This is a genomic window from Streptomyces sp. GQFP (assembly GCF_021545335.1).
Taxonomy (GTDB): domain Bacteria; phylum Actinomycetota; class Actinomycetes; order Streptomycetales; family Streptomycetaceae; genus Streptomyces.
This window is the reverse complement of sequence record NZ_CP089312.1, coordinates 2,547,953-2,567,647: the sequence shown is the minus strand read 5'-3', so window position 1 is coordinate 2,567,647 and position 19,695 is coordinate 2,547,953. Positions and strand designations below refer to the sequence as shown.

Here is a 19,695-nt window from a genome sequence, read left to right as displayed (position 1 = left end):
GATCCTTCGCGGTACGCCCGCGGAAACCTCTCTCACGGAGACTGTGACCTATGAACACCTCTGACATTCGCGTCGAGAAGGGCCATGCCGAGCCCGAAGAGGTCGCCGCTATCACGGCGATCTTGCTTGCCCGCGCGGCGGCCGCGCCGGCGGCGCCCGTGGCCCATCGGCGCCCGAAGGCCGGCTGGCGTCGGCTGGAGCGCGAGGGCGGCTTCCGTGCTCCGCACAGCTGGCACTGAGCCTTCTGAGCCTGGGTTTTGAAAGGGCCCCCTTCCGCAGTGCGGGAGGGGGCCCTTTCGTATGTGCGTCGGCCGCGGGCCGGTGGGGCTTCTCGCGCAGTTCCCCGCGCCCCTGAAGACGGGGCTCTGCCCCTGTCTTCAAGCCACTGGGCTGCCGCAGACGGCCTACAACCGTCCGAGGCAGCCCAGTAGCCGCAAAACCACGTACCTACCGCAGTCGAGCCATCAGCGCGTGCTCCACGAGCGTGATGAGCGCGCTCTTCGCGTCCGCCCGGTGCCGCGCGTCCGTCGTGATGATCGGAGTGTCCGGGCCGATCTGGAGCGCCTCCCGGACCTCGTCCGGGTTGTACGGCTGGCTGCCGTCGAACCCGTTCAGCGCGATCACGAAGGGCAGGCCGCTGTTCTCGAAGTAGTCGACAGCCGGGAAGCAGTCAGCAAGGCGCCTCGTGTCGACGAGGACGATCGCGCCGATCGCGCCGCGTACCAGGTCGTCCCACATGAACCAGAAGCGGTCCTGGCCGGGCGTACCGAAGAGGTACAGGATCAGGTCCTGGTCCAGGGTGATACGGCCGAAGTCCATTGCCACCGTCGTGGTGGTCTTGTCCCCCGTGTGCGTGAGGTCGTCGATGCCCGCGGACGCGGACGTCATCACGGCCTCGGTACGCAGCGGATTGATCTCCGAGACGGCCCCGACGAACGTGGTCTTTCCCACGCCGAAGCCGCCCGCCACCACGATTTTCGCGGACGTGGTGGAGCGGGAAGGCCCTCCGCTAGAGCTTGCGAAGTCCACTGAGCACCCTTTCGAGCAAAGTCACGTCTGGCTGGCCGCCGGCGTTCTCGTCGCCGCCGGGCTGATGAATGGCGACCAGGCCTGCCTCCGCCAAGTCGGCGACGAGGATCCTGGCCACGCCGAGGGGGATGGTCAGCAACGCCGAGATTTCGGCCACCGACTTGATCTCTCGGCAGAGGTTGCAGATCCGCTGATGCTCGGGCAACTGGCCCTGCATCTGGTGCGGCTGCGCAGTGGTGTGCACCAGCGCCTCGATGGCGAGCTGGTAGCGCGGGCGGGTCCGGCCGCCCGTCATGGCGTACGGACGCACCAGGGGGTTGTTTGCGCCCCCTGCGGGCGACGGCTCCGGAGAGCGCCGCTGCGGCTGCACTGGCTGAATACGGGGGGCCGGCGGCTGGTCGTACGGCGACGGCCCGGGACCCTGCGGGTTCTGGGGTGCGTACGGCTGCTGCCGACGGTGGCTCGGTGCGGAGGGGAAGTTGTACCGGTTCTGGTCACCCTGACCCTGGCCGCCCTGACCCTGGCCGGGGCCGTACGACCAGTTGCCCGAGGACGAACCGCCTGGGGGTGTTGCCACTTTCTTCTCCTCCTCCGACTGTGCCGGGGCACCGCATCACTGTGGAGCCGCGTCCGAAACCTACCGTCCCGGGACGCCAAAACGCACCGTCTGTCTGCTAGTTGAGAAGGCTCCCTTGGAGCTCCGCACGCAGATCGGGTGTCAGGACCGTACCGGCACGGTCGACCAGAAGCGCCATCTCGTACCCAATGAGACCGATGTCGGCCTCCGGATGTGCAAGGACCGCGAGCGAAGAACCGTCGGAGACGGACATGATGAAGAGGAATCCCCTCTCCATCTCCACAACTGTCTGGTTCACGCTGCCGCCCTCGAAGATGCGCGAGGCACCCGCGGTGAGGGAGGTCAGACCGGAGGCGACAGCGGCGAGCTGGTCCGCACGGTCTCGCGGAAAACCTTCGGACATCGCCAGAAGGAGTCCGTCGGCGGAGACCACCACCGTGTGGGACACCCCAGGGGTGTTGTCCACGAAGTTGGTGATCAACCAGTTCAGGTTCTGCGCCGCCTGGCTCATCGGGCTCACACTAACGCTCCTGGTTGTAGGTGCTGTCAGGCCCACCGTGGTGATTCCTGGTGGCCTGGCCGTTCGTGTCACTACCTGCGGTGCGTCCCCGCTGGACGCCCTGGCGCAGGTTGCTCAACCTGCCCCGGATGTCCTCGGGGGCGCGGGAGACCGACGGGCCGCCCTGGGGAGTCGCTTCCGCGGCACCCTCGATCAGATTGGCCTTCGGTACCCGGCGCGGCAGGCCGGAGGAGGTTACCCCGCCCGCCTTGGGCTTGCGGAGCGCTGACGCCTGCTGCCAGCGCTCGTCGTTGGCCGAACGCCAGTCGTCGGGACCGGTTCCGTTGCCGTTCGCATTGCCGTTCGCGTTGCCGTTCTGCTCCGCGGGAGCCGGCGCCGGAGTCTCCTGGCCCACGTGCTGCCGGGAGGCGCCGTTGCCGGTGCCGCCCGAGGGGGATCCACGGCGGGGGAGCCCGGCGTCGGTCAGCGTGTGCGGGGCGGAGGGGGCCGGTCCCGGACGCTCGAAGCCTACGTGATTTCGCTCACTCACGTCACCGGCCTGCGCGGACTCCGCTTCCGGAGCGTACTCGGAGCGGTGCCCGTTCTGGTAACTGTCCGGCTGCGGCCAGTCGTCCTGGTAGCGCCGCTCCTCGAAGGCCGAGAAGGACTCCGGGGTGGAGGCGTGCGCCGGCGCGGGCTCTTCCTGGCCGGGCTCCGCGTACGCGGGCTCGGGGTAGCCGCCGGTGCCGTTCGTGGACGGGTAGCCGTTCGTCGACGGGTAGTCGCTGCCGGCCGAGGTGAAGTCGTCCGTCTGCGGGAAGCCGTTGCTCCCGTTGTAGTACGGCTCCTCGTACGACGGCTGCTGCCGTTCCTCGTACGCCGTCTGCTGGTCGTAGCCCGCGAAGGGCTCCTCCAGGGCCGGGGTCTGGCCGTTCGGCGCCGCCGCGAAGTCGTCGCCGTACGCGGGGACCTCGCCGGCCTCGTGCTGGCCCGGCTCGGGGTGCGTCTGGGCCTCCAGCTGCGCCCGGCGCTCCTCGCGCATCAGGGAGCGGCCTACGGGGTCCAGCTCGCGTATGTCGTCCGGGACCTCGGTGTAGCGGCTGTCGTCGAAGCCCAGCTCGGCCGCCGTACGCATCGGCTGCTGCTGGACGGCTCCGAAGCTCTCGCCGACGTACTGCTGCTGCGGCTGCTGCTCCGGGATGATCTGGGAGACGGTGAACTCGTCGCGCTGCAGCTGCTGCTCGCCACCGCCACCGTGGGTGATGGCGTCGGGGAGCATGACCAGCGAGGTCGTACCGGCCTGCTCGCCCGAGGGGCGGAGCTGGACGCGGATGCCGTGCCGGTCGGACAGCCGGCCGACCACGAACAGGCCCATGCGCTGGGAGATCGCGGCGTCCACGGTCGGCGGGTTGGCCAGCTTGTGGTTGATGTCCGCGAAGTCCTCGGCGGTGAGGCCGATGCCCTTGTCGTGGATCTCGACCATGATGCGGCCGTCCGGGAGACGGGTCGCCGTGACGCGGACCTTCGTCTGGGGGGACGAGAACGTGGTGGCGTTCTCCAGCAGCTCCGCCAGCAGGTGCACGAGGTCGGTGACCGCGCGGCCGTGGATCTCGGCCTCCGGTACGCCCGACAGCTCGATGCGCTCGTACTGCTCCACCTCGGAGGAGGCGGCGCGCAGGACGTCGACCAGCGGGACCGGCTGGTCCCAGCGGCGGCCCGGCTCCTCGCCGGCGAGGACCAGGAGGTTCTCGCCGTTTCGGCGCATACGGGTCGCGAGGTGGTCCAGACGGAAGAGGTTCTCCAGCTGGTCCGGGTCGGCCTCGTTGTTCTCCAGGTCGGTGATGAGGGTCAGCTGGCCCTCGATCAGGGACTGGTTGCGGCGCGACAGGTTGGTGAAGATCGCGTTGATGTTGCCCCGCAGCAGGGCCTGCTCGGCGGCCAGTCGGACCGCCTCGCGGTGGACCTGGTCGAAGGCGCGGGCGACCTCGCCGATCTCGTCCGTGGTGTTGATGGGGATGGCGGCGACCCGGGTGTCGACCCGGCCGGGGTCGGTGCGCGACAGCTGGTCGACCAGCATCGGCAGGCGCTGCTCGGCGATACCGAAGGCGGCGTTGCGCAGCTGGCGCATCGCGCGGCTCATCTGGCGGGCCACCATGCCGGCCAGGATGAACGCGGCGAGCAGGGCGACCACGACGGCCGCACCCACGATGATCGCGTCGCGCTTGGCGTCGTCGGAGATGCTGGACGCCTCGGCCACCGCGGACTTGGAGAGGTCCGACTCCAGCTTGAGGTAGGCGTTGTACTTCAGCGTGTTGACCGCCCACCAGTTCTGGGGCGTGATGCCGTCCGCCGCGAGCTCGGCGCGGGCACTGGCGTCGGTCGTGGGAAGCGCGGCCAGGGCCGAGATCATCTTGGTGGGGTCGGCCGGCGGCGCGACATACGTCTCGCCCTTGGCCGCGGCGGCCTGGGCGGCCTGCTCGGCCATCTCCTTGCCGGTGGCCGTGACCTGTGCGGTCGCGTCCTCCAGCTTCTTGGCGTCCTCGGCGGTACCGCCCGCGATGTACTCCGCGATGGCGATCCGCTCCAGGTACGCGTACGAGGAGAGCGCGATGCGCTGGCTCTGGAAGCTGGTCTGGTTGGGGCCGGGCTTGATCAGCAGGTGCATGCCGATGGAACGCTCCAGCGACACGGAGGCCTTGGTGAGCGAGAGGGCGTACACGGTCCGGCCGTAGGCGGTGATGTTGCCCGTGCCCAGGCCCAGCTCGTTGGAGAACTCCATCAGCGTGTGCGTGATGGCGGTGTAGCTCTCCTCGGACTGCACACCGGTGAGCTTCGAGGTGTAGGCAGCCGCGCGGATCGTCTCCAGCTGCGGCTCGACCTCGCGGAACAGCTTCAGCCGGCGCTCGACACTCGGCTTGTCCGGGATGCTCTGCGCGGCGGTGTCGAAGGCGTCGGCGGCCTTGTCGGTGGCCGCACGGGCCTTCACGACCGTCGCGTCGTCCTCGCCCTTGCCCTGGAGCAGGGGCGCCGCGGTGATGTCACGCTCCTGGAAGAGCGCGTCGCCGTAGACCAGGGCGGCCTGCACGAGGCGGGCGGTCTTCTCCGCGTCCTCGGCCTCCTGCCAGGTGTCGATCGAACTCTTCACCTGGAAGCCGCCCATGACGAGGCCGACCACCACGGGTATGAGCAGGATCGCGTTCAGCCTGGTCGGCACGCGCCAGTTGCGCGGGGAGAAACGGCTGCCGCTCGGAGCGGGTGGCGCCATCGGCTCCGAACCGGGCACAGGGGCGGACGCCCCTCCGCGCGGCGGCGGGGTGAAGTTGCCCCGGGCCGACGGCTCGGGACCGTTCTTGCTTCGCCTCACTCGACCAACAACCTCTCGGCGGAAGGCACCAACGTTGTGCCGCAGTCTCTCAGAGCCGGTAAGTCAAAGACCCCCGGTGGGGTTACGTCTTTGACTATTAGGCAGTTCAGGCATTCCAGCACGTCAGCCTTCGCACTTCCAAACAGTGGAATGCGAAGATCCGTAGTGATGTAAGCCCCAGATAAAACGGTCATAAAGAACGAGCCCCGCCAAAAGGCGGGGCCGATGTGAGCACAGCGAGACCGGATGACCGCGACGCGTGGCCATACCACCGGATATCTCTGTCGAAACGTTATGAACACCGGGGCCGACCGTGTCAAAGGCCACAGTCGGCTCCGGTGTATCTACGACAACTGCCGTACGGCATCGTTGACTTGGTTACCGCAGGCGCGCCATGAGCGCGTGCTCGACCAGCGTGATCAGCGCGCTCTTGGCATCCGAGCGGTGCCGGGCGTCCGTCGTGATGATCGGCGCGTCCGGGCCGATCTGGAGCGCCTCGCGCACTTCCTCGGGGTTGTACGGCTGGTGCCCGTCGAAGCCGTTGAGGGCGATGACGAACGGCAGGCCGCTGTTCTCGAAGTAGTCGACCGCGGGGAAACAGTCCGCGAGCCGGCGGGTGTCGACCAGGACCACGGCGCCGATCGCGCCGCGCACCAGGTCGTCCCACATGAACCAGAAGCGGTCCTGACCCGGCGTACCGAAGAGGTACAGGATCAGGTCCTGGTCCAGGGTGATACGGCCGAAGTCCATGGCCACCGTGGTGGTGGTCTTGTCCCCGGTGTGGGTCAGGTCGTCGATACCCGCCGAGGCCGACGTCATGACGGCCTCGGTGCGCAGCGGGTTGATCTCCGAGACGGCGCCCACGAACGTGGTCTTGCCCACGCCGAACCCGCCCGCGACCACGATCTTCGCGGAGGTGGTGGCCCGGCCCCCGTCAGAGCTTGCGAAGTCCACTGAGCACCCTTTCGAGCAGTGTCACCGCTGGTGCACCGCCGTTGTTCTCGTCGCCGCCCGGCTGGTGGATGGCGACCAGTCCGGCCTCGGCGAGGTCCGCGACCAGGATGCGGGCCACACCGAGCGGCATGGCGAGGAGCGCCGACACCTCTGCCACCGACTTGACCTCACGGCACAGGTGGCAGATGCGCTGGTGCTCGGGGAGCAGTCCCATGAGCGCCGCCGGGTCGGCCGTGGTGCTGATCAGGGCCTCGATGGCGAGCTGGTAGCGCGGCCGGGTCCGGCCGCCGGTCATGGCGTAGGGCCGTACCAGCGGCTGGTCGCCCTCGTCCTCGTACGTATGAGCGTACGGATCGTGAGAGGCGGTGGGCGGGGTCATGAATCCTCCGGGCGGGACAGCGTCGGTCAGTCGTGCCGTCTGACATGGCCGGTGGGGGGATTGTGTCGGCCGGACGGTGTTTTGGTGAGACGGGTGGATCCGGAGCGGTCAGTGGAGCAGACTGCCCTGTAGTTCGGCGCGCAGGTCCGGGGTGAGCACTGCGCCCGCCCGGTCGACCAGGAGCGCCATCTCGTAGCCGACAAGGCCGATGTCGCAGTCCGGGTGGGAGAGGACCGCCAACGACGATCCGTCCGAGACGGACATGAGAAAGAGGAAGCCGCGTTCCATCTCGACGACCGTCTGGGCCACCGTGCCGCCCTCGAAGATGCGCGAGGCACCCGCGGTGAGCGAGGTGAGCCCGGAGGCGACGGCGGCGAGCTGGTCGGCGCGGTCCCGCGGGAAGCCTTCCGACATCGCCAGAAGGAGACCGTCGGCGGACACGACGACGGTGTGGGACACACCCGGGGTGTTGTCCACGAAGTTGGTTATCAACCAGTTGAGGTTTTGTGCCGCCTGGCTCATCTGGCTCAACTAACGCTCCTGCTGGTGAGTGGGGCTGGGGAAGCTGCCGGTCTGGTCGGAGCCGGTACCGGCCTGCCGACCCTGGGCGATGCCCCTACGGAGATTGGTCAGCCGGCCGCGCACGTCATCGGGCGCGCGTGAGACCGCAGGACCGCTTTGGTGCTGTTGCTGCTGAGCCGTACCCGGTACGAGGTTCGCACGCGGGACCCGGCGCGGAAGGCCGGAAGTCGTGACGCCACCGGCGGCCGGCTGGCGGACGCGCTCGGCCTGCCGGATCAGCTCGTCGTTGGGCGAGCTGCGCCAGGAGCTGGTAGCGGCCGGCGCGGTCGCCGGACGCGGGGGAGTCGGCGCGGAGGACGGCTGCGGGGGAGCCGAACCGTTCCCGTTGCTGACGCCGTTGGTGCTGGTGCCGTTGGTCGTCTGCGGTCGGCCGCCCTGCTGACCCTGCCCGTGGAACCAGTTGGTCTCCAGGGTGTCGTACAGCGGCGTCCGTCCGTCACCCGGGCTGCTCGCCGGCGGCAGGGCCTCCGGCTGCGGCGGGCGCGGCGGGACCGGCGGACGCGAGCCGCCGAAGTCACCGGGGCCTTGGCCCGCGCCCGGCTGCGGGCGCTCGAACTGGCCGGTGGACGACGGGTCCTGCTGGCGGCGCGGCACCGGACCCCGGTTGTCGAAGGGGGCCGGCGGCGCGGGGAACTGGCCGGTCGAGCCGTTGTCGTACCCGGTCGGCGCCGGGAACTGGCCCGTCGAACCGTTGTCGTACGACGGCGGCCCGAACTGCCCGTTGTTCTGCGGGCTCTGCGGTCCGCCCGCCGGGGCGCCGAACACGTCCGAGCGGACGAACGACCCGGTGTTCTGCTGGCCGTTGGTGTCGGCGGGGCCGAAACCGGGCACGGCGAACTGGCCGGTGTCCGAAGGACCGCCAGGACGCGGGGCGTTGAAGTCGGGGCGGGCGAACTCGGAGGTGGCGGCCGGGTTCTGGAGATCGTCGATGCGCGGAAGCGCCGGCATCTCCGAGGTCGCGGCCGGGTCCTGGCGGCTGTCGATGCGAGGCATCCGCGAGGTGGAGTCCGGCTCCTCGTGACCGCGCGGGGTGTCCAGCGAGGCACGCGGCACCGGAGGCTGCGCGTTCTCGTCGCTCCAGCTCGGCCGCGACGGCGCGTTGCCGTTGCCGCCGGGCAGCTCCGGACGGGCCGCACCGCCACGCGGCGGAAGCTGCGGACGACGCCCGCCGCCCTGGCCCTCCGGGCGCTGCGGGGGTACGGGGCCGCGCGAGCCGCCGAAGCCGTCCTGACGTGAGGTGCTGTTGCCGAAGGCGTCCTGGCCCTGGCGTGCGCCCGGACCGTCACCGAAGCCACCGGCGGCCTGCATGCCCTGCGGAGCACCCGGCGCCTGGCCGCCGAAGCCGCTCAGGCCACCCGCACTGGCACCGGCCGGAGCCGGCCTGCCGCCCTGCTGCGGTGCGCCCGGACCCTGCGGTCCACGCGGCGCTCCGCCGGGTCCACCCGGGCGACCGCCCGAGTCCCGGCCGGGCAGCGCGGCCCGCGGTCCCTGGCCGGAGCCGACCTGGCCGCGCGGAGCGGCACCGGCGCCGAGGAGTCCGCCACCGGCGGGAGCACCCTGGCCGGCGCCCCGGCGGGCCGCGGCCACACCGGCGGCGGCCTGCGCGGCGGCGGGTCCGCCCTGGGGGGCACCCTGGCCGGGCTTGCCCGGAGCGGGCTTCTTGCCGCCCTGGGCGACGTCGACGGGGAGCATGACCAGCGCGGTCGTACCACCGGAGTCGGAGGGACGCAGCTGGATCCGGATGCCGTGGCGCTGCGAGAGGCGGCCGACCACGAACAGACCCATGCGGCGGGAGACCGACACGTCCACGGTGGGCGGTGCGGCGAGCCGCTCGTTGATCGCGGCGAGGTCCTCGGGGGAGAGGCCGATGCCGGTGTCGTGGATCTCGATCAGGACGCGGCCGTCGGGCAGCGCGTGACCGGTGACCTTGACCTTGGTCTGCGGGGAGGAGAACGACGTGGCGTTCTCCAGCAGCTCGGCGAGGAGGTGCACGAGGTCGTTGACCACTCGGCCGGCGACCTCGGTGGTCGGCACGGACGACAGTTCGATGCGCTCGTACTGCTCCACCTCGGAGGCGGCGGCGCGGAGCACGTCGACCAGCGGGACCGGACGGGTCCAGCGGCGGCCGGGCTCTTCACCGGCGAGGACGAGAAGGTTCTCGCCGTTCCGGCGCATACGGGTCGCGAGGTGGTCGAGCTTGAAGAGCGAGGACAGCTGGTCCGGGTCGGCCTCGCGGGACTCCAGTTCGGAGATGAGCGAGAGTTGACGCTGGATGAGGCCCTGGGAGCGGCGCGAGAGGTTGGTGAACATCGCGTTGACGTTGCCCCGGAGGAGGGCCTGCTCGGCGGCGAGGCGGACGGCCTCGCGGTGCACGTCGTCGAAGGCCGCGGCCACCTGGCCGATCTCGTCCCGGGAGTGCACACCGACCGACTCGACGGAGGTGTCGACGTCCTGCGGGTCCGACTCCGAGAGCTGCTTGACCAGCTCGGGCAGCCGGTCCTGGGCGACCTTGGTCGCGGTGTCCTGGAGGCGGCGCAGCGAGCGGATCATGGACCGGGCGACGACGAAGGCGCCGACCAGCGAGACACCGAGGACGAGCAGGATCAGCGCACCGGAGACGATCGCTTCCTGCTCGGCTTCGTTGCGCAGTTCACGAGCCTTCTGCTCCATCTCGTTGAGGAGCGTCAGCTCGATCTTCTTCATCTGAAGGATCTTGGCCGAGTCGTCGTCGATCCAGTCCTTGTAGGAGCGCTTCTGCAGCCCCTGGATGCCGTCCCTGCTCTGCAGGATGCGCTTGGCGTAGAGGTCGGCCGCGGTGATCGTCGGGTTGCCCTCGTCGATCGACTGGAGCATTTCCTCGGCGCCGTCGCCGTAGATGCTCTTGAAGCTGTCCAGCTCGGATTCCTGGCTGCTCAGCGCGGAATCGGCGTAGAGCCGGTCGTTCTCCGAGAGGTCGCCGACGGTCTTGTTGTCCTCGGGCAGTGCCGCCGCGATGACCGCGCGCTGGATGGACGCGTACTCCTTGGCCGAGGAGAACGCGGCCAGGGAGCGGGTACGGGTGATCATCTCGGGGTTGCTGGTCGCCTCGGCCATGTCCTGGGAGAGGTCGAGCAGCTGGGTGATCAGCCGGTGGTAGGACTCGACCGTCTGCGTCGAGTTGTCCGGGTCCTCGTAGGCGCTGCTGCGGATCTCGCTGATGTTGGCCAGCTCACCGACGAGACCCACCAGGCTGTCGCGGACACCCTCCAGGTTGCCGTTCTTGCTGGCGGTGTCGATCTCTTCGGAGCCGTCGATGAAGTTGGCGAGGGCCCGGTCGGTCTTCTCGCGTACGCCCTTGACGCTGTAGTCCGTGGCGGGCGCGCCGTGCGCGAGGGGACCGGCCGACTGGTCGCGCTCCTCCTGGAGCGCGGCGGACAGCTCGGTCGCCTGCTTGGTGATGTCCGTCAGCAGCCGCATGTTGTCGAGCTGCTGGATGTCGTCCATGTTGTCGCTGATGCGCAGCGCACCGAGCGAGGTCGCGGCGACCACGGGGAGCGCGAGCAGCGAGACCAGACGGGTCGAGATCCGCCAGTTCCGCAGGGCTATTCGCGTACCGGGGCCGCTCGGGCCCTTGGCCGGCTTCACCGGTGGCGGAGCGGCCGAGGGGGCGCCGGTGACCGCGCCCTTGCCGCCGGGCCCGCCGGGCGCACCACTGCCGAGGCGCGTCGACCGCTCGCCGTTGTCGCCGGTCAGAGCTGCCTGGCCCGGGTTCTGGGCGTGCTGGGGGGAGGAACCGTTACCGGCTCCGTTGTGTGGCTCCGGCTCCGCCGAAGCGCTGCCATCCCTCTTGAAACGTCCCTGCACTAGCGTCGCAACCTCTGGACCAGGCGCCCCTCCGCGTGAACGGACGGACGGTGTCGGCGTATAGGGGGCGCCCTGAAATACGCCCCCCATGGTGGTCGTTGAGTAACCCGGCGCTGGTTCCCCCTTACGTGCCGCCGCTCGGCGCTGCGTCGCGCCCCCTGTGCGCCGGCTCGTATCCCGCGGCGGTCCGTGGAATTCCAGCACAGTGCCGGATCTCCAACAAGGCCAATGGGTCACGGTGTGACGACGATGACGCCTTGTGAGCGTCGCGTTACGAGGCGTGCAGAGTGAACCCGCACATAAAGGACGGAGTTCCACGAGTTGCATGGATAGTCGCGGTGTCCAGGTCGCCATGATCAGGAGCGGAATGAGAGCTTCAGTGGAGCAATGTCCGTTTCGTGAGGGGGACTTGAAGGCCGGGATTGACCGGTTTGCCCATGGACTCGTGAGCAAACTCACACGCCGTTCAAGGGGTCTCCGTGACTTCCCCGGGGAATCGGATGTTTAGCCTGACGCTTTACAGGGATGGCAAATCCGACAACCCGCGCGCGGACGGCGGCTCTCCGCCCCGCCGAGCGCCCGGACACGACAGGGTCGAGGACTACAACAGTGAAGACGACGACGATGTTCCACAACATCGCAAACCCGCGGCGCACGACGCTGGCCCACCTCACGGACGCCGACGAACTGACGCCCGTCGAGCAGCCGGAGCACTCCGTAGACCTCCCCACCCAGACCGCCAACCCCCGCCGCACCATCCTCATGGAAGCCCCGGTCGCGGCCTCCGTCGCCGAGTAGTACGCGCGAGTGCCGCCCTGTCATTCAGGGCGGACCCTGTGAATGCCTGTGTGTCAAGGGCGCCTCGCTTATTGCGCGGGGTGTCCGCCCCCGGCGCGTTAGCCTGGAGCGTCAGACTCCAGCCGGACCAGCAGAGGGGCGCAGGAATCCCGTGCGCATCGCCAGATTCTCCATCGACGGGAACGTCGCCTTCGGCGCGGTCGAGGGCGACAAGCCGGACGAACTAGTCCTGGACATCATCAAGGGCATTCCGTACGGCACCGACTTCGAGCTCAGTGGTGTCAAGGTCCCCCTGGACAAGGTCAAGCTGCTGCCCCCGGTCATCGGCCACAAGATCGTGGCGTTCGGGCGCAACTACGCCGACCACGCGAAGGAACTCGGCAACGAGATCCCCGACGCGCCGTTCGCCTTCTTCAAACCGGCCACCTCGATGATCGCCTCCGGCGGCGAGATCCAGTACCCGTCCTTCTCCAGCGAGGTACATCACGAGGCCGAGCTGGCCGTGGTCATCGGCCGCATGTGCCGCGAAGTCCCGCGGGAGCGAGTCAAGGACGTGATCTTCGGCTACACCTGCGCCAACGACGTCACCGCGCGGGACGTCCAGAAGCGCGAGAAGCAGTGGGCGCGCGCAAAGGGCTTCGACACGTCGTGCCCCCTCGGCCCCTGGGTGGAAACGGACCTCGACCCGTCCGACCTGACGATCCAGCTCACGGTCAACGGCGAACAGCGCCAACTGGGCCGTACGAGCGAGATGATCCACTCCATCGAGGACCTGATCGTCAACATCACCGAGGCCATGACGCTGCTCCCCGGCGACGTGATCCTCACGGGCACCCCGGCAGGCGTCGGACCGCTCACCGTCGGCGACGAGGTCGCCGTCACCATCGAAGGCATCGGCACTCTCACCAACAAGGTTGTCAAGCGTGGCTAGCGCACCCGCCCCCGCCGTCCGAGTACGGTTCTGCCCGTCGCCCACCGGTAACCCCCACGTGGGCCTGGTCCGTACGGCCCTGTTCAACTGGGCGTACGCCCGCCACACCGGCGGCACGTTCGTCTTCCGCATCGAGGACACCGACGCGGCCCGCGACTCCGAGGAGTCGTACGAGCAGCTGCTGTCCTCGCTGCGCTGGCTGGGCTTCGACTGGGACGAGGGCCCCGAGATCGGCGGCCCGCACGCGCCGTACCGCCAGTCGCAGCGCATGGACACCTACAAGGACGTGGCGGCCAAGCTCCTGGAAGCGGGCCACGCGTACTACTGCTACTGCTCCACGGAGGAGCTGGACACCCGCCGCGACGCCGCCCGTGCGGCCGGCCGGCCCTCCGGGTACGACGGCCACTGCCGCGCCCTGACCGACGAGCAGGTGTCCGCGTACACCGCCGAGGGCCGCACGCCCATCGTCCGCTTCCGGATGCCCGACGAGACGATCACCTTCACGGACCTGGTCCGCGGCGAACTGACGTTCACCCCGGAGAACGTCCCGGACTACGGGATCGTACGAGCCAACGGCGCGCCCCTGTACACGCTGGTCAACCCGGTGGACGACGCGCTGATGGAGATCACGCACGTCCTGCGCGGCGAGGACCTGCTGTCGTCGACGCCGCGCCAGATCGCCCTGTACAAGGCGCTGATCGAACTGGGCATCGCGAAGCAGATCCCCTCCTTCGGGCACCTGCCGTACGTGATGGGCGAGGGCAACAAGAAGCTCTCGAAGCGCGACCCGGAGTCGTCCCTGAACCTCTACAGGGAGCGCGGTTTCCTCCCCGAGGGCCTGCTCAACTACCTCTCCCTCCTCGGCTGGTCGCTCTCGGCGGACCAGGACGTCTTCTCGATCGACGAGATGGTCGCCGCCTTCGACGTGTCGGACGTGAACCCCAACCCGGCCCGCTTCGACCTGAAGAAGTGCGAGGCGATCAACGCCGACCACATCCGGCTGCTGGACGTGAAGGACTTCACGGAGCGCTGCGCACCCTGGCTCCAGGCACCCTTCGCGCCCTGGGCGCCGGAGGCCTTCGACGAGGCGAAGTGGCAGGCGATCGCCCCGCACGCCCAGACCCGCCTCAAGGTCCTCTCGGAGATCACGGACAACGTCGACTTCCTGTTCCTGCCCGAGCCGGCCACCGACGAGGCGTCCTGGACGAAGGCCATGAAGGAGGGCAGCGACGCCCTCCTGATCACGGCGCGGGAGAAGCTGGAGGCGGCCGACTGGACGTCCCCCGAGTCCCTGAAGGAGGCCGTCCTGGCCGTCGGCGAGGCCCACGGCCTCAAGCTCGGCAAGGCCCAGGCCCCGGTCCGCGTAGCCGTCACCGGCCGCACGATCGGCCTGCCCCTCTTCGAGTCCCTGGAAGTCCTGGGCAAGGAGAAGACGCTGGCCCGGATCGACGCGGCGCTGTCCAAGCTGGCGGCGTAACACCCAGGCACACGCGAGGGGCGGGACCCGGTAGTTCCGGGTGCCGCCCCTCGAACGTGCGGTTCAGACCGCGTCGTTCTCGTCGATCAGGTACGTGAACTCGTCGAAGATCTCCAGTACGACGATGACCATGATGGCCCCCGCGACCATGTACTCCAGCATCACGCCGGCGGCTACGTACGCCTTCCGGAGATGTTCGTCGGGGCCGAGTTGCGCCGTCGCAGCCTTGCGGAAGGGGTCACGCGACAGCACCCGCACAGCCCTGTCCAGCTGGGCTCGACGTTCGCCGGGCAGGCCGTCGTAGGTCGCACGGGCCTCGACGGTGAACTGGACTCGGTACTCACTCATGCACCCAGTGTGCCAGCCCACGGCTGTATCCATCGGGGACAATCCCCGAGCCTCCAGCCACCGGCACGGGTGCTCTCCAACTCCAGCATCCGCGTACAGGACCGCAAGCTGCGCGTGCTCGGCGTCCGCGACCGGTTCGAGTCCGTCCTGTGCGCGGCCGAGCCGTGTGGATCGACCGCGACGGCCTCGTCGGTGCGGAGCAGGCATCCGAGGGCCCGCACCGGATCGCCTCGCTCGCCGAACTCCCCGCGCTCCTCGGCGCCGATACCCGTTTTGGAGCGCCGTCCACCTTCGGGTAATGTTCTTCCTGCGCCGCCGGAGAGCGGGCCGAAAGGCCGGGAACCGGAGGTGCAAGCTAGAACAAAAGCTCCGCAGGGGCTGGCGTTCCAGTGGCCTATGGTGTAATTGGCAGCACGACGGTTTCTGGTTCCGTTAGTCTTGGTTCGAGTCCAGGTAGGCCAGCTCGCAGATTGCTTCAAATCTGCACCCGTGGAGATCAGAATCCACACAGGCCCCCGTTGTGTAGCGGCCTAGCACGCTGCCCTCTCACGGCAGTAGCGCCGGTTCGAATCCGGTCGGGGGTACAGATCCTTCTCGGAGGGTCAGTCCGGGTCGCACCCGCTGACTCTCACGCAGGATCGCTAGGGCCCCCGTTGTGTAGCGGCCTAGCACGCTGCCCTCTCACGGCAGTAGCGCCGGTTCGAATCCGGTCGGGGGTACGCTTTACCTTGAAGTGCCTTGGTCTATGGTGTAATTGGCAACACTACGGTTTCTGGTACCGTCATTCTTGGTTCGAGTCCAGGTAGACCAGCTCGGATCTGCGGCGATGTAGTTTTCACCGCTTGCAAGATCCTCGCCCCCGTTGTGTAGCGGCCTAGCACGCTGCCCTCTCACGGCAGTAGCGCCGGTTCGAATCCGGTCGGGGGTACGTCAGTGCAGGTGGCCCTCCGCTTCGGCGGGGGGCCACTCTGCATTGCCCCTACCTCCCCTGCCTACAGCCCGTACCGCCGTGCCGACTCCTCCTCCTGGGCCAGCCGGTGCAGCGCCGTGAGCACCGGTTCGAAGAGCACCGTCGCCGCGACCGCCGTCTCCACCCGCTCCGCGTCCGACGCGTGCGTCTCGAGGTAGTCCAGGTCCCGTCTCGCCACCTGGTGCATCAACTCCGCGTACGGCGCCATCAGTTCGGCGTCCCAGGGATAGCCCAGCCGGATCAGCGCGGCCACCGCCACCACCAGCGAGCGGTGCACGGGGGAGAGCGCGCTCAGCTCGCGCGCGGTCTCCCAGCCGAGGTTCGCCAGCAGTCGGTCGACCTCCCGGCGGGCGGCGACCACGGCCGGGTCCTCCTCGTCCGGTTCGGCGCCCTGCGGCAACGCCCACAGGGCCGCGCCCAGGCGGATCGTACGGCCCAGGGACTCGTCGTCGACATGGCCGAGCACCTCACGGGCGGTGGCTACGGGGATACGGCCCACCTGGATCAGCGCGCGCACCAGACGCAGACGGCGCAGATGGTCCTCGTCGTACTCCGCGGTCGTCGTGTTGATCTGGCGGCCGGGCGCCAACAGGCCTTCGCGCAGGTAGTACTTGATGGTCGCGGTGGACACCCCGCTGCGCTCGCTCAACTCCGCCAGCCGCATCCCTTGCGCCTTCCCTCGGACAACGGCACGATCCAAGCACGCGGTGGTCGGATAGCGCCGCTAGCCAATGGGGTTCACTGGGGTTCTGTTGTTTTTGCGGGTGCGGGTCCGCTGTGGCTGGTCGCGCAGTTCCCCGCGCCCCTAGGTTGGTGACCTCGCCCCTGACATAGAAGTGCCCTCGGGAAGCGGCCTGCCGCGGCGTTGGGGCCGGCCCGCTTCCTGAGGGCGTTTGTACGTGTCAGCCCGTGCGGCGCAAGGCCTCCGACAAGCGGGCCGCCGCGTCGATGACCGCCTGGGCGTGCATGCGGCCGGGGTGGCGGGTCAGGCGTTCGATGGGGCCCGAGACCGAGACGGCGGCCACCACGCGGTTCGACGGGCCCCGGACGGGGGCCGAGACCGAGGCGACGCCCGGTTCGCGTTCGCCGATGGACTGGGCCCAGCCCCGGCGTCGTACGCCCGACAGCGCTGTCGCTGTGAAGCGGGCGCCCTGGAGGCCGCGGTGCAGGCGCTCCGGCTCCTCCCACGCCATCAGGATCTGGGCCGACGAGCCCGCCTTCATCGTGAGCGTCGAGCCGACCGGGACCGTGTCCCTGAGGCCCGAGAGGCGCTCGGCCGCTGCGACGCAGATGCGCATGTCGCCCTGGCGGCGGTAGAGCTGCGCACTCTCGCCCGTCAGGTCGCGGAGGTGGGTGAGCACCGGGCCCGCTGTCGCGAGGAGGCGGTCCTCGCCCGCCGCTGCCGCCAGCTCTGCCAGGCGGGGGCCGAGAATGAAACGGCCCTGCATGTCGCGCGCCACCATCCGGTGGTGTTCCAAGGCCACGGCGAGACGATGTGCCGTGGGTCGTGCGAGTCCGGTCGCCGCGACCAGACCCGCGAGGGTGGCCGGACCGGACTCCAGAGCGCTCAGGACAAGGGCTGCCTTGTCCAGAACGCCGACGCCGCTACTGTTGTCCATGAAACGATACTCGCGTCTCACTCTGTGAAACGCAAGTTCATTTTCCGGTGGAACGCGCCACTCTGGAAGACACAGCGGCCCGCCGACCAACGGGCCCGGCGGCGGATGTCCGACGAGGGGTATGGGCGATCGCCTCCACAAGATCTCTATCTAGTTGGGCCGGCGCCCGAACGGGCCGGCCTGGAGGGAAAGCGATGGGTAGGACACTCGCGGAGAAGGTCTGGGACGACCATGTCGTCCGGCGCGCCGAGGGCGAGCCCGACCTCCTTTTCATTGATCTGCATCTGCTGCACGAGGTGACCAGCCCGCAGGCCTTCGACGGCCTCCGTCAGGCGGGGCGTGCCGTGCGGCGTCTCGACCTCACCATCGCGACCGAGGACCACAACACCCCGACCCTCGACATCGACAAGCCCATCGCCGACCCGGTCTCCCGGGTCCAGCTGGAGACGCTGCGCAAGAACTGCGCCGACTTCGGTGTGCGGCTGCACCCGCTGGGCGACGTCGAGCAGGGCGTCGTCCACGTCGTGGGACCGCAGCTGGGACTGACCCAGCCGGGCACCACCGTCGTCTGCGGCGACTCCCACACCTCCACGCACGGCGCCTTCGGCGCGCTGGCCTTCGGCATCGGCACCTCGCAGGTCGAGCATGTGCTGGCCACCCAGACGCTGCCGCTGGCCCGCCCCCAGACCATGGCCATCACGGTCGACGGCGAACTGCCCGACGGCGTCACCGCCAAGGACCTGATCCTCGCCATCATCGCGAAGATCGGCACGGGCGGCGGCCAGGGCTACATCCTGGAGTACCGCGGCTCCGCCATCGAGAAGCTCTCGATGGAGGCCCGGATGACCATCTGCAACATGTCGATCGAGGCCGGCGCCCGCGCGGGCATGATCGCCCCCGACGAGACCACCTTCGAGTACCTCAAGGGCCGCCCGCACGCGCCCGAGGGCGCCGACTGGGACGCGGCGGTGGAGTACTGGAAGACCCTGAAGACCGATGACGACGCCGTCTTCGACGCCGAGGTCGTCATCGACGGCGCCGCGCTCTCCCCGTTCGTCACCTGGGGCACCAACCCCGGTCAGGGCGCGCCGCTTTCGGCCGCCGTCCCCGATCCGGCTTCGTACGAAGACGCTTCGGAGCGCCTCGCCGCCGAAAAGGCCCTGGAATACATGGGGTTGGAGGCCGGACAGTCGCTGCGCTCCATCAAGGTGGACACCGTCTTCGTAGGTTCGTGCACCAACGGCCGTATCGAGGACCTGCGCGCCGCCGCCGAGATCGTCGAGGGCCGCAAAGTCGCCGACGGCGTACGGATGCTGGTCGTACCCGGCTCGGTGCGGGTCGGTCTGCAGGCCGTCTCCGAGGGGCTTGACCTGGTCTTCAAGGAGGCCGGCGCCGAATGGCGGCACGCGGGCTGCTCGATGTGTCTGGGCATGAACCCCGACCAGCTGGCCCCCGGTGAGCGCTCCGCGTCCACCTCCAACCGCAACTTCGAGGGCAGGCAGGGCAAGGGCGGCCGTACGCACCTGGTGTCGCCGCAGGTCGCCGCCGCGACGGCCGTACTGGGCCACCTGGCCTCCCCGGCCGACCTGTCCGACGCCGATGCCCGTACGCCCGCTGGAGTCTGATCAGCCATGGAAGCATTCACCACGCACACCGGCCGAGCCGTCCCGCTGCGCCGCAGCAACGTCGACACCGACCAGATCATCCCTGCTCACTGGCTCAAGAAGGTCACGCGGGACGGGTTCGAGGACGGGCTGTTCGAGGCCTGGCGCAAGGACGAGAACTTCATCCTCAACCGGCCCGAGCGTAAGGGCGCGACGGTCCTGGTCGCCGGTCCCGACTTCGGTACGGGCTCCTCGCGCGAGCACGCGGTCTGGGCGCTGCAGAACTACGGCTTCAAGACCGTCATCTCGTCGCGCTTCGCCGACATCTTCCGAGGTAACTCGCTCAAGAACGGCCTGCTCACGGTGGTTCTGGAGCAGAAGATCGTGGACGCGCTCCAGGAGCTGACGGAGAACGACCCGCAGGCCGAGATCACGGTCGACCTGGAGGCCCGCGAGGTGCGCGCCGAGGGCATCACCGCCGCCTTCGAGCTCGACGAGAACGCCCGTTGGCGGCTGCTGAACGGGCTGGACGACATCTCCATCACCCTGCAGAACGAGGACCAGATCGTCTCGTACGAGGCGAAGCGGCCCTCGCACAAGCCGTGGACGCTCAAGGTCTGAGGTTCCTTTCAAGGACCGCAGTCGTCCGAAGGCCGCTCGCAAGTCGAGTTTCGGCCACTGCAACACCCCGTCTGTACCCCCGATCGCCACGATTGGGGGT

17 protein-coding genes, 5 tRNA genes and 1 pseudogene are annotated in these 19,695 nt (G+C 69.2%); 12 read left to right on the top strand and 11 right to left on the bottom strand.

All coding sequences use genetic code 11. From position 1 onward, the window contains the following. The first annotated feature begins 50 nt into the window (after positions 1-50). Positions 51-239: an acyl-CoA carboxylase subunit epsilon gene (locus tag LUX31_RS11080; RefSeq protein WP_235474607.1), complete on the top strand. Its 189-nt coding sequence runs from the start codon at positions 51-53 to the stop codon at positions 237-239. A 208-nt stretch (positions 240-447) separates the two neighbouring features. Here the strand turns inward: LUX31_RS11080 and LUX31_RS11075 are convergent, their stop codons facing one another. The 8 genes from LUX31_RS11075 to LUX31_RS11040 form a co-directional block, all read right to left on the bottom strand. Further along, positions 448-1,029 carry a GTP-binding protein gene (locus LUX31_RS11075; protein WP_006375305.1) on the bottom strand — a complete coding sequence of 194 codons (582 nt, stop codon included), beginning with the start codon at positions 1,027-1,029 and terminating at the stop codon, positions 448-450. Beyond that, positions 1,010-1,606 carry a DUF742 domain-containing protein gene (locus LUX31_RS11070; RefSeq protein WP_235474606.1) on the bottom strand — a complete coding sequence of 199 codons (597 nt, stop codon included), beginning with the start codon at positions 1,604-1,606 and terminating at the stop codon, positions 1,010-1,012. The genes LUX31_RS11075 and LUX31_RS11070 overlap by 20 nt, the downstream gene beginning before the upstream one ends. A 97-nt stretch (positions 1,607-1,703) precedes the next feature. Further along, positions 1,704-2,117 (bottom strand): roadblock/LC7 domain-containing protein, encoded by a 414-nt coding sequence (locus LUX31_RS11065; RefSeq protein WP_005479603.1) that lies wholly within the window; start codon positions 2,115-2,117, stop codon positions 1,704-1,706. A 10-nt stretch (positions 2,118-2,127) separates the two neighbouring features. Next, positions 2,128-5,469 (bottom strand): sensor histidine kinase, encoded by a 3,342-nt coding sequence (locus tag LUX31_RS11060; RefSeq protein WP_235474605.1) that lies wholly within the window; start codon positions 5,467-5,469, stop codon positions 2,128-2,130. 378 nt (positions 5,470-5,847) lie between these two features. After that, complete coding sequence (locus tag LUX31_RS11055) at positions 5,848-6,423, bottom strand: GTP-binding protein (protein WP_006375318.1); 576 nt, start codon at positions 6,421-6,423, stop codon at positions 5,848-5,850. Beyond that, positions 6,404-6,802, bottom strand: a complete 399-nt coding sequence (locus tag LUX31_RS11050) for a DUF742 domain-containing protein (protein WP_235474604.1) — start codon at positions 6,800-6,802, stop codon at positions 6,404-6,406. The genes LUX31_RS11055 and LUX31_RS11050 overlap by 20 nt, the downstream gene beginning before the upstream one ends. A 108-nt stretch (positions 6,803-6,910) precedes the next feature. After that, positions 6,911-7,324 carry a roadblock/LC7 domain-containing protein gene (locus LUX31_RS11045; protein WP_044471908.1) on the bottom strand — a complete coding sequence of 138 codons (414 nt, stop codon included), beginning with the start codon at positions 7,322-7,324 and terminating at the stop codon, positions 6,911-6,913. A 9-nt stretch (positions 7,325-7,333) separates the two neighbouring features. After that, on the bottom strand, positions 7,334-11,227 hold the full coding sequence (locus LUX31_RS11040) for a sensor histidine kinase (RefSeq protein ID WP_235474603.1): 3,894 nt from the start codon (positions 11,225-11,227) through the stop codon (positions 7,334-7,336). Between the two features lie 609 nt (positions 11,228-11,836). Between LUX31_RS11040 and LUX31_RS11035 the strand changes: the two genes are divergently transcribed. The 3 genes from LUX31_RS11035 to gltX all read left to right on the top strand — a co-directional run bounded on the left by LUX31_RS11035 (position 11,837) and on the right by gltX (position 14,433). Then, complete coding sequence (locus tag LUX31_RS11035) at positions 11,837-12,025, top strand: hypothetical protein (protein ID WP_235474602.1); 189 nt, start codon at positions 11,837-11,839, stop codon at positions 12,023-12,025. Positions 12,026-12,176: 151 nt separating this feature from the next. Beyond that, positions 12,177-12,956, top strand: coding sequence for a fumarylacetoacetate hydrolase family protein (locus LUX31_RS11030; RefSeq protein ID WP_235474601.1), 780 nt, complete (start codon positions 12,177-12,179; stop codon positions 12,954-12,956). Next, positions 12,949-14,433, top strand: a complete 1,485-nt coding sequence (gltX, locus tag LUX31_RS11025; RefSeq protein ID WP_235474600.1) for a glutamate--tRNA ligase — start codon at positions 12,949-12,951, stop codon at positions 14,431-14,433. Before LUX31_RS11030 ends, gltX begins: the two co-directional genes overlap by 8 nt. A 63-nt stretch (positions 14,434-14,496) precedes the next feature. On the opposite strand, the gene LUX31_RS11020 is transcribed toward gltX, so the two are convergent. Then, positions 14,497-14,781 (bottom strand): hypothetical protein, encoded by a 285-nt coding sequence (locus LUX31_RS11020; RefSeq protein ID WP_235474599.1) that lies wholly within the window; start codon positions 14,779-14,781, stop codon positions 14,497-14,499. 49 nt (positions 14,782-14,830) lie between these two features. Between LUX31_RS11020 and LUX31_RS11015 the strand changes: the two are divergent. The 6 genes and pseudogenes from LUX31_RS11015 to LUX31_RS10990 all read left to right on the top strand — a co-directional run. Beyond that, a pseudogene (locus LUX31_RS11015) lies at positions 14,831-15,080 on the top strand (HAD family hydrolase); the annotation flags it as partial. Positions 15,081-15,171: 91 nt separating this feature from the next. Beyond that, positions 15,172-15,243 (top strand) — tRNA-Gln (locus tag LUX31_RS11010). A gap of 49 nt (positions 15,244-15,292) precedes the next feature. Then, a tRNA-Glu gene (locus LUX31_RS11005) sits at positions 15,293-15,365 on the top strand. A gap of 62 nt (positions 15,366-15,427) precedes the next feature. Next, positions 15,428-15,500, top strand: a tRNA-Glu gene (locus LUX31_RS11000). Between the two features lie 20 nt (positions 15,501-15,520). Then, a tRNA-Gln gene (locus tag LUX31_RS10995) sits at positions 15,521-15,592 on the top strand. 44 nt (positions 15,593-15,636) lie between these two features. Continuing rightward, positions 15,637-15,709, top strand: a tRNA-Glu gene (locus LUX31_RS10990). 64 nt (positions 15,710-15,773) lie between these two features. On the opposite strand, the gene LUX31_RS10985 is transcribed toward LUX31_RS10990, so the two are convergent. Both LUX31_RS10985 and ndgR read right to left on the bottom strand, forming a co-directional pair. Continuing rightward, positions 15,774-16,415 (bottom strand): MerR family transcriptional regulator, encoded by a 642-nt coding sequence (locus LUX31_RS10985; protein ID WP_235474598.1) that lies wholly within the window; start codon positions 16,413-16,415, stop codon positions 15,774-15,776. 238 nt (positions 16,416-16,653) lie between these two features. Beyond that, positions 16,654-17,370 (bottom strand): IclR family transcriptional regulator NdgR, encoded by a 717-nt coding sequence (ndgR, locus tag LUX31_RS10980; protein WP_210588063.1) that lies wholly within the window; start codon positions 17,368-17,370, stop codon positions 16,654-16,656. Positions 17,371-17,564: 194 nt separating this feature from the next. On the opposite strand from ndgR, the gene leuC reads away from it, so the two are divergent. Both leuC and leuD read left to right on the top strand, forming a co-directional pair. Continuing rightward, a complete protein-coding gene (gene leuC, locus LUX31_RS10975; RefSeq protein ID WP_235474597.1) occupies positions 17,565-18,995 on the top strand; it encodes a 3-isopropylmalate dehydratase large subunit in 1,431 nt (476 codons plus the stop codon). A gap of 6 nt (positions 18,996-19,001) precedes the next feature. Beyond that, positions 19,002-19,595 (top strand): 3-isopropylmalate dehydratase small subunit, encoded by a 594-nt coding sequence (gene leuD, locus LUX31_RS10970; RefSeq protein WP_235474596.1) that lies wholly within the window; start codon positions 19,002-19,004, stop codon positions 19,593-19,595. Positions 19,596-19,695 lie beyond the last annotated feature (100 nt).

Bases quoted from the DNA above. Each gene is read 5' to 3' on its own strand.
- LUX31_RS11080 (WP_235474607.1), top strand. From the start codon at position 51: ATGAACACCTCTGACATTCGCGTCGAGAAGGGCCATGCCGAGCCCGAA.
- LUX31_RS11065 (WP_005479603.1), bottom strand. From the start codon at position 2,117: ATGAGCCAGGCGGCGCAGAACCTGAACTGGTTGATCACCAACTTCGTG.
- LUX31_RS11050 (WP_235474604.1), bottom strand. From the start codon at position 6,802: ATGACCCCGCCCACCGCCTCTCACGATCCGTACGCTCATACGTACGAG.
- LUX31_RS11045 (WP_044471908.1), bottom strand. From the start codon at position 7,324: ATGAGCCAGGCGGCACAAAACCTCAACTGGTTGATAACCAACTTCGTG.
- LUX31_RS11020 (WP_235474599.1), bottom strand. From the start codon at position 14,781: ATGAGTGAGTACCGAGTCCAGTTCACCGTCGAGGCCCGTGCGACCTAC.
- LUX31_RS10985 (WP_235474598.1), bottom strand. From the start codon at position 16,415: ATGCGGCTGGCGGAGTTGAGCGAGCGCAGCGGGGTGTCCACCGCGACC.
- ndgR (WP_210588063.1), bottom strand. From the start codon at position 17,370: ATGGACAACAGTAGCGGCGTCGGCGTTCTGGACAAGGCAGCCCTTGTC.
- leuC (WP_235474597.1), top strand. From the start codon at position 17,565: ATGGGTAGGACACTCGCGGAGAAGGTCTGGGACGACCATGTCGTCCGG.
- leuD (WP_235474596.1), top strand. From the start codon at position 19,002: ATGGAAGCATTCACCACGCACACCGGCCGAGCCGTCCCGCTGCGCCGC.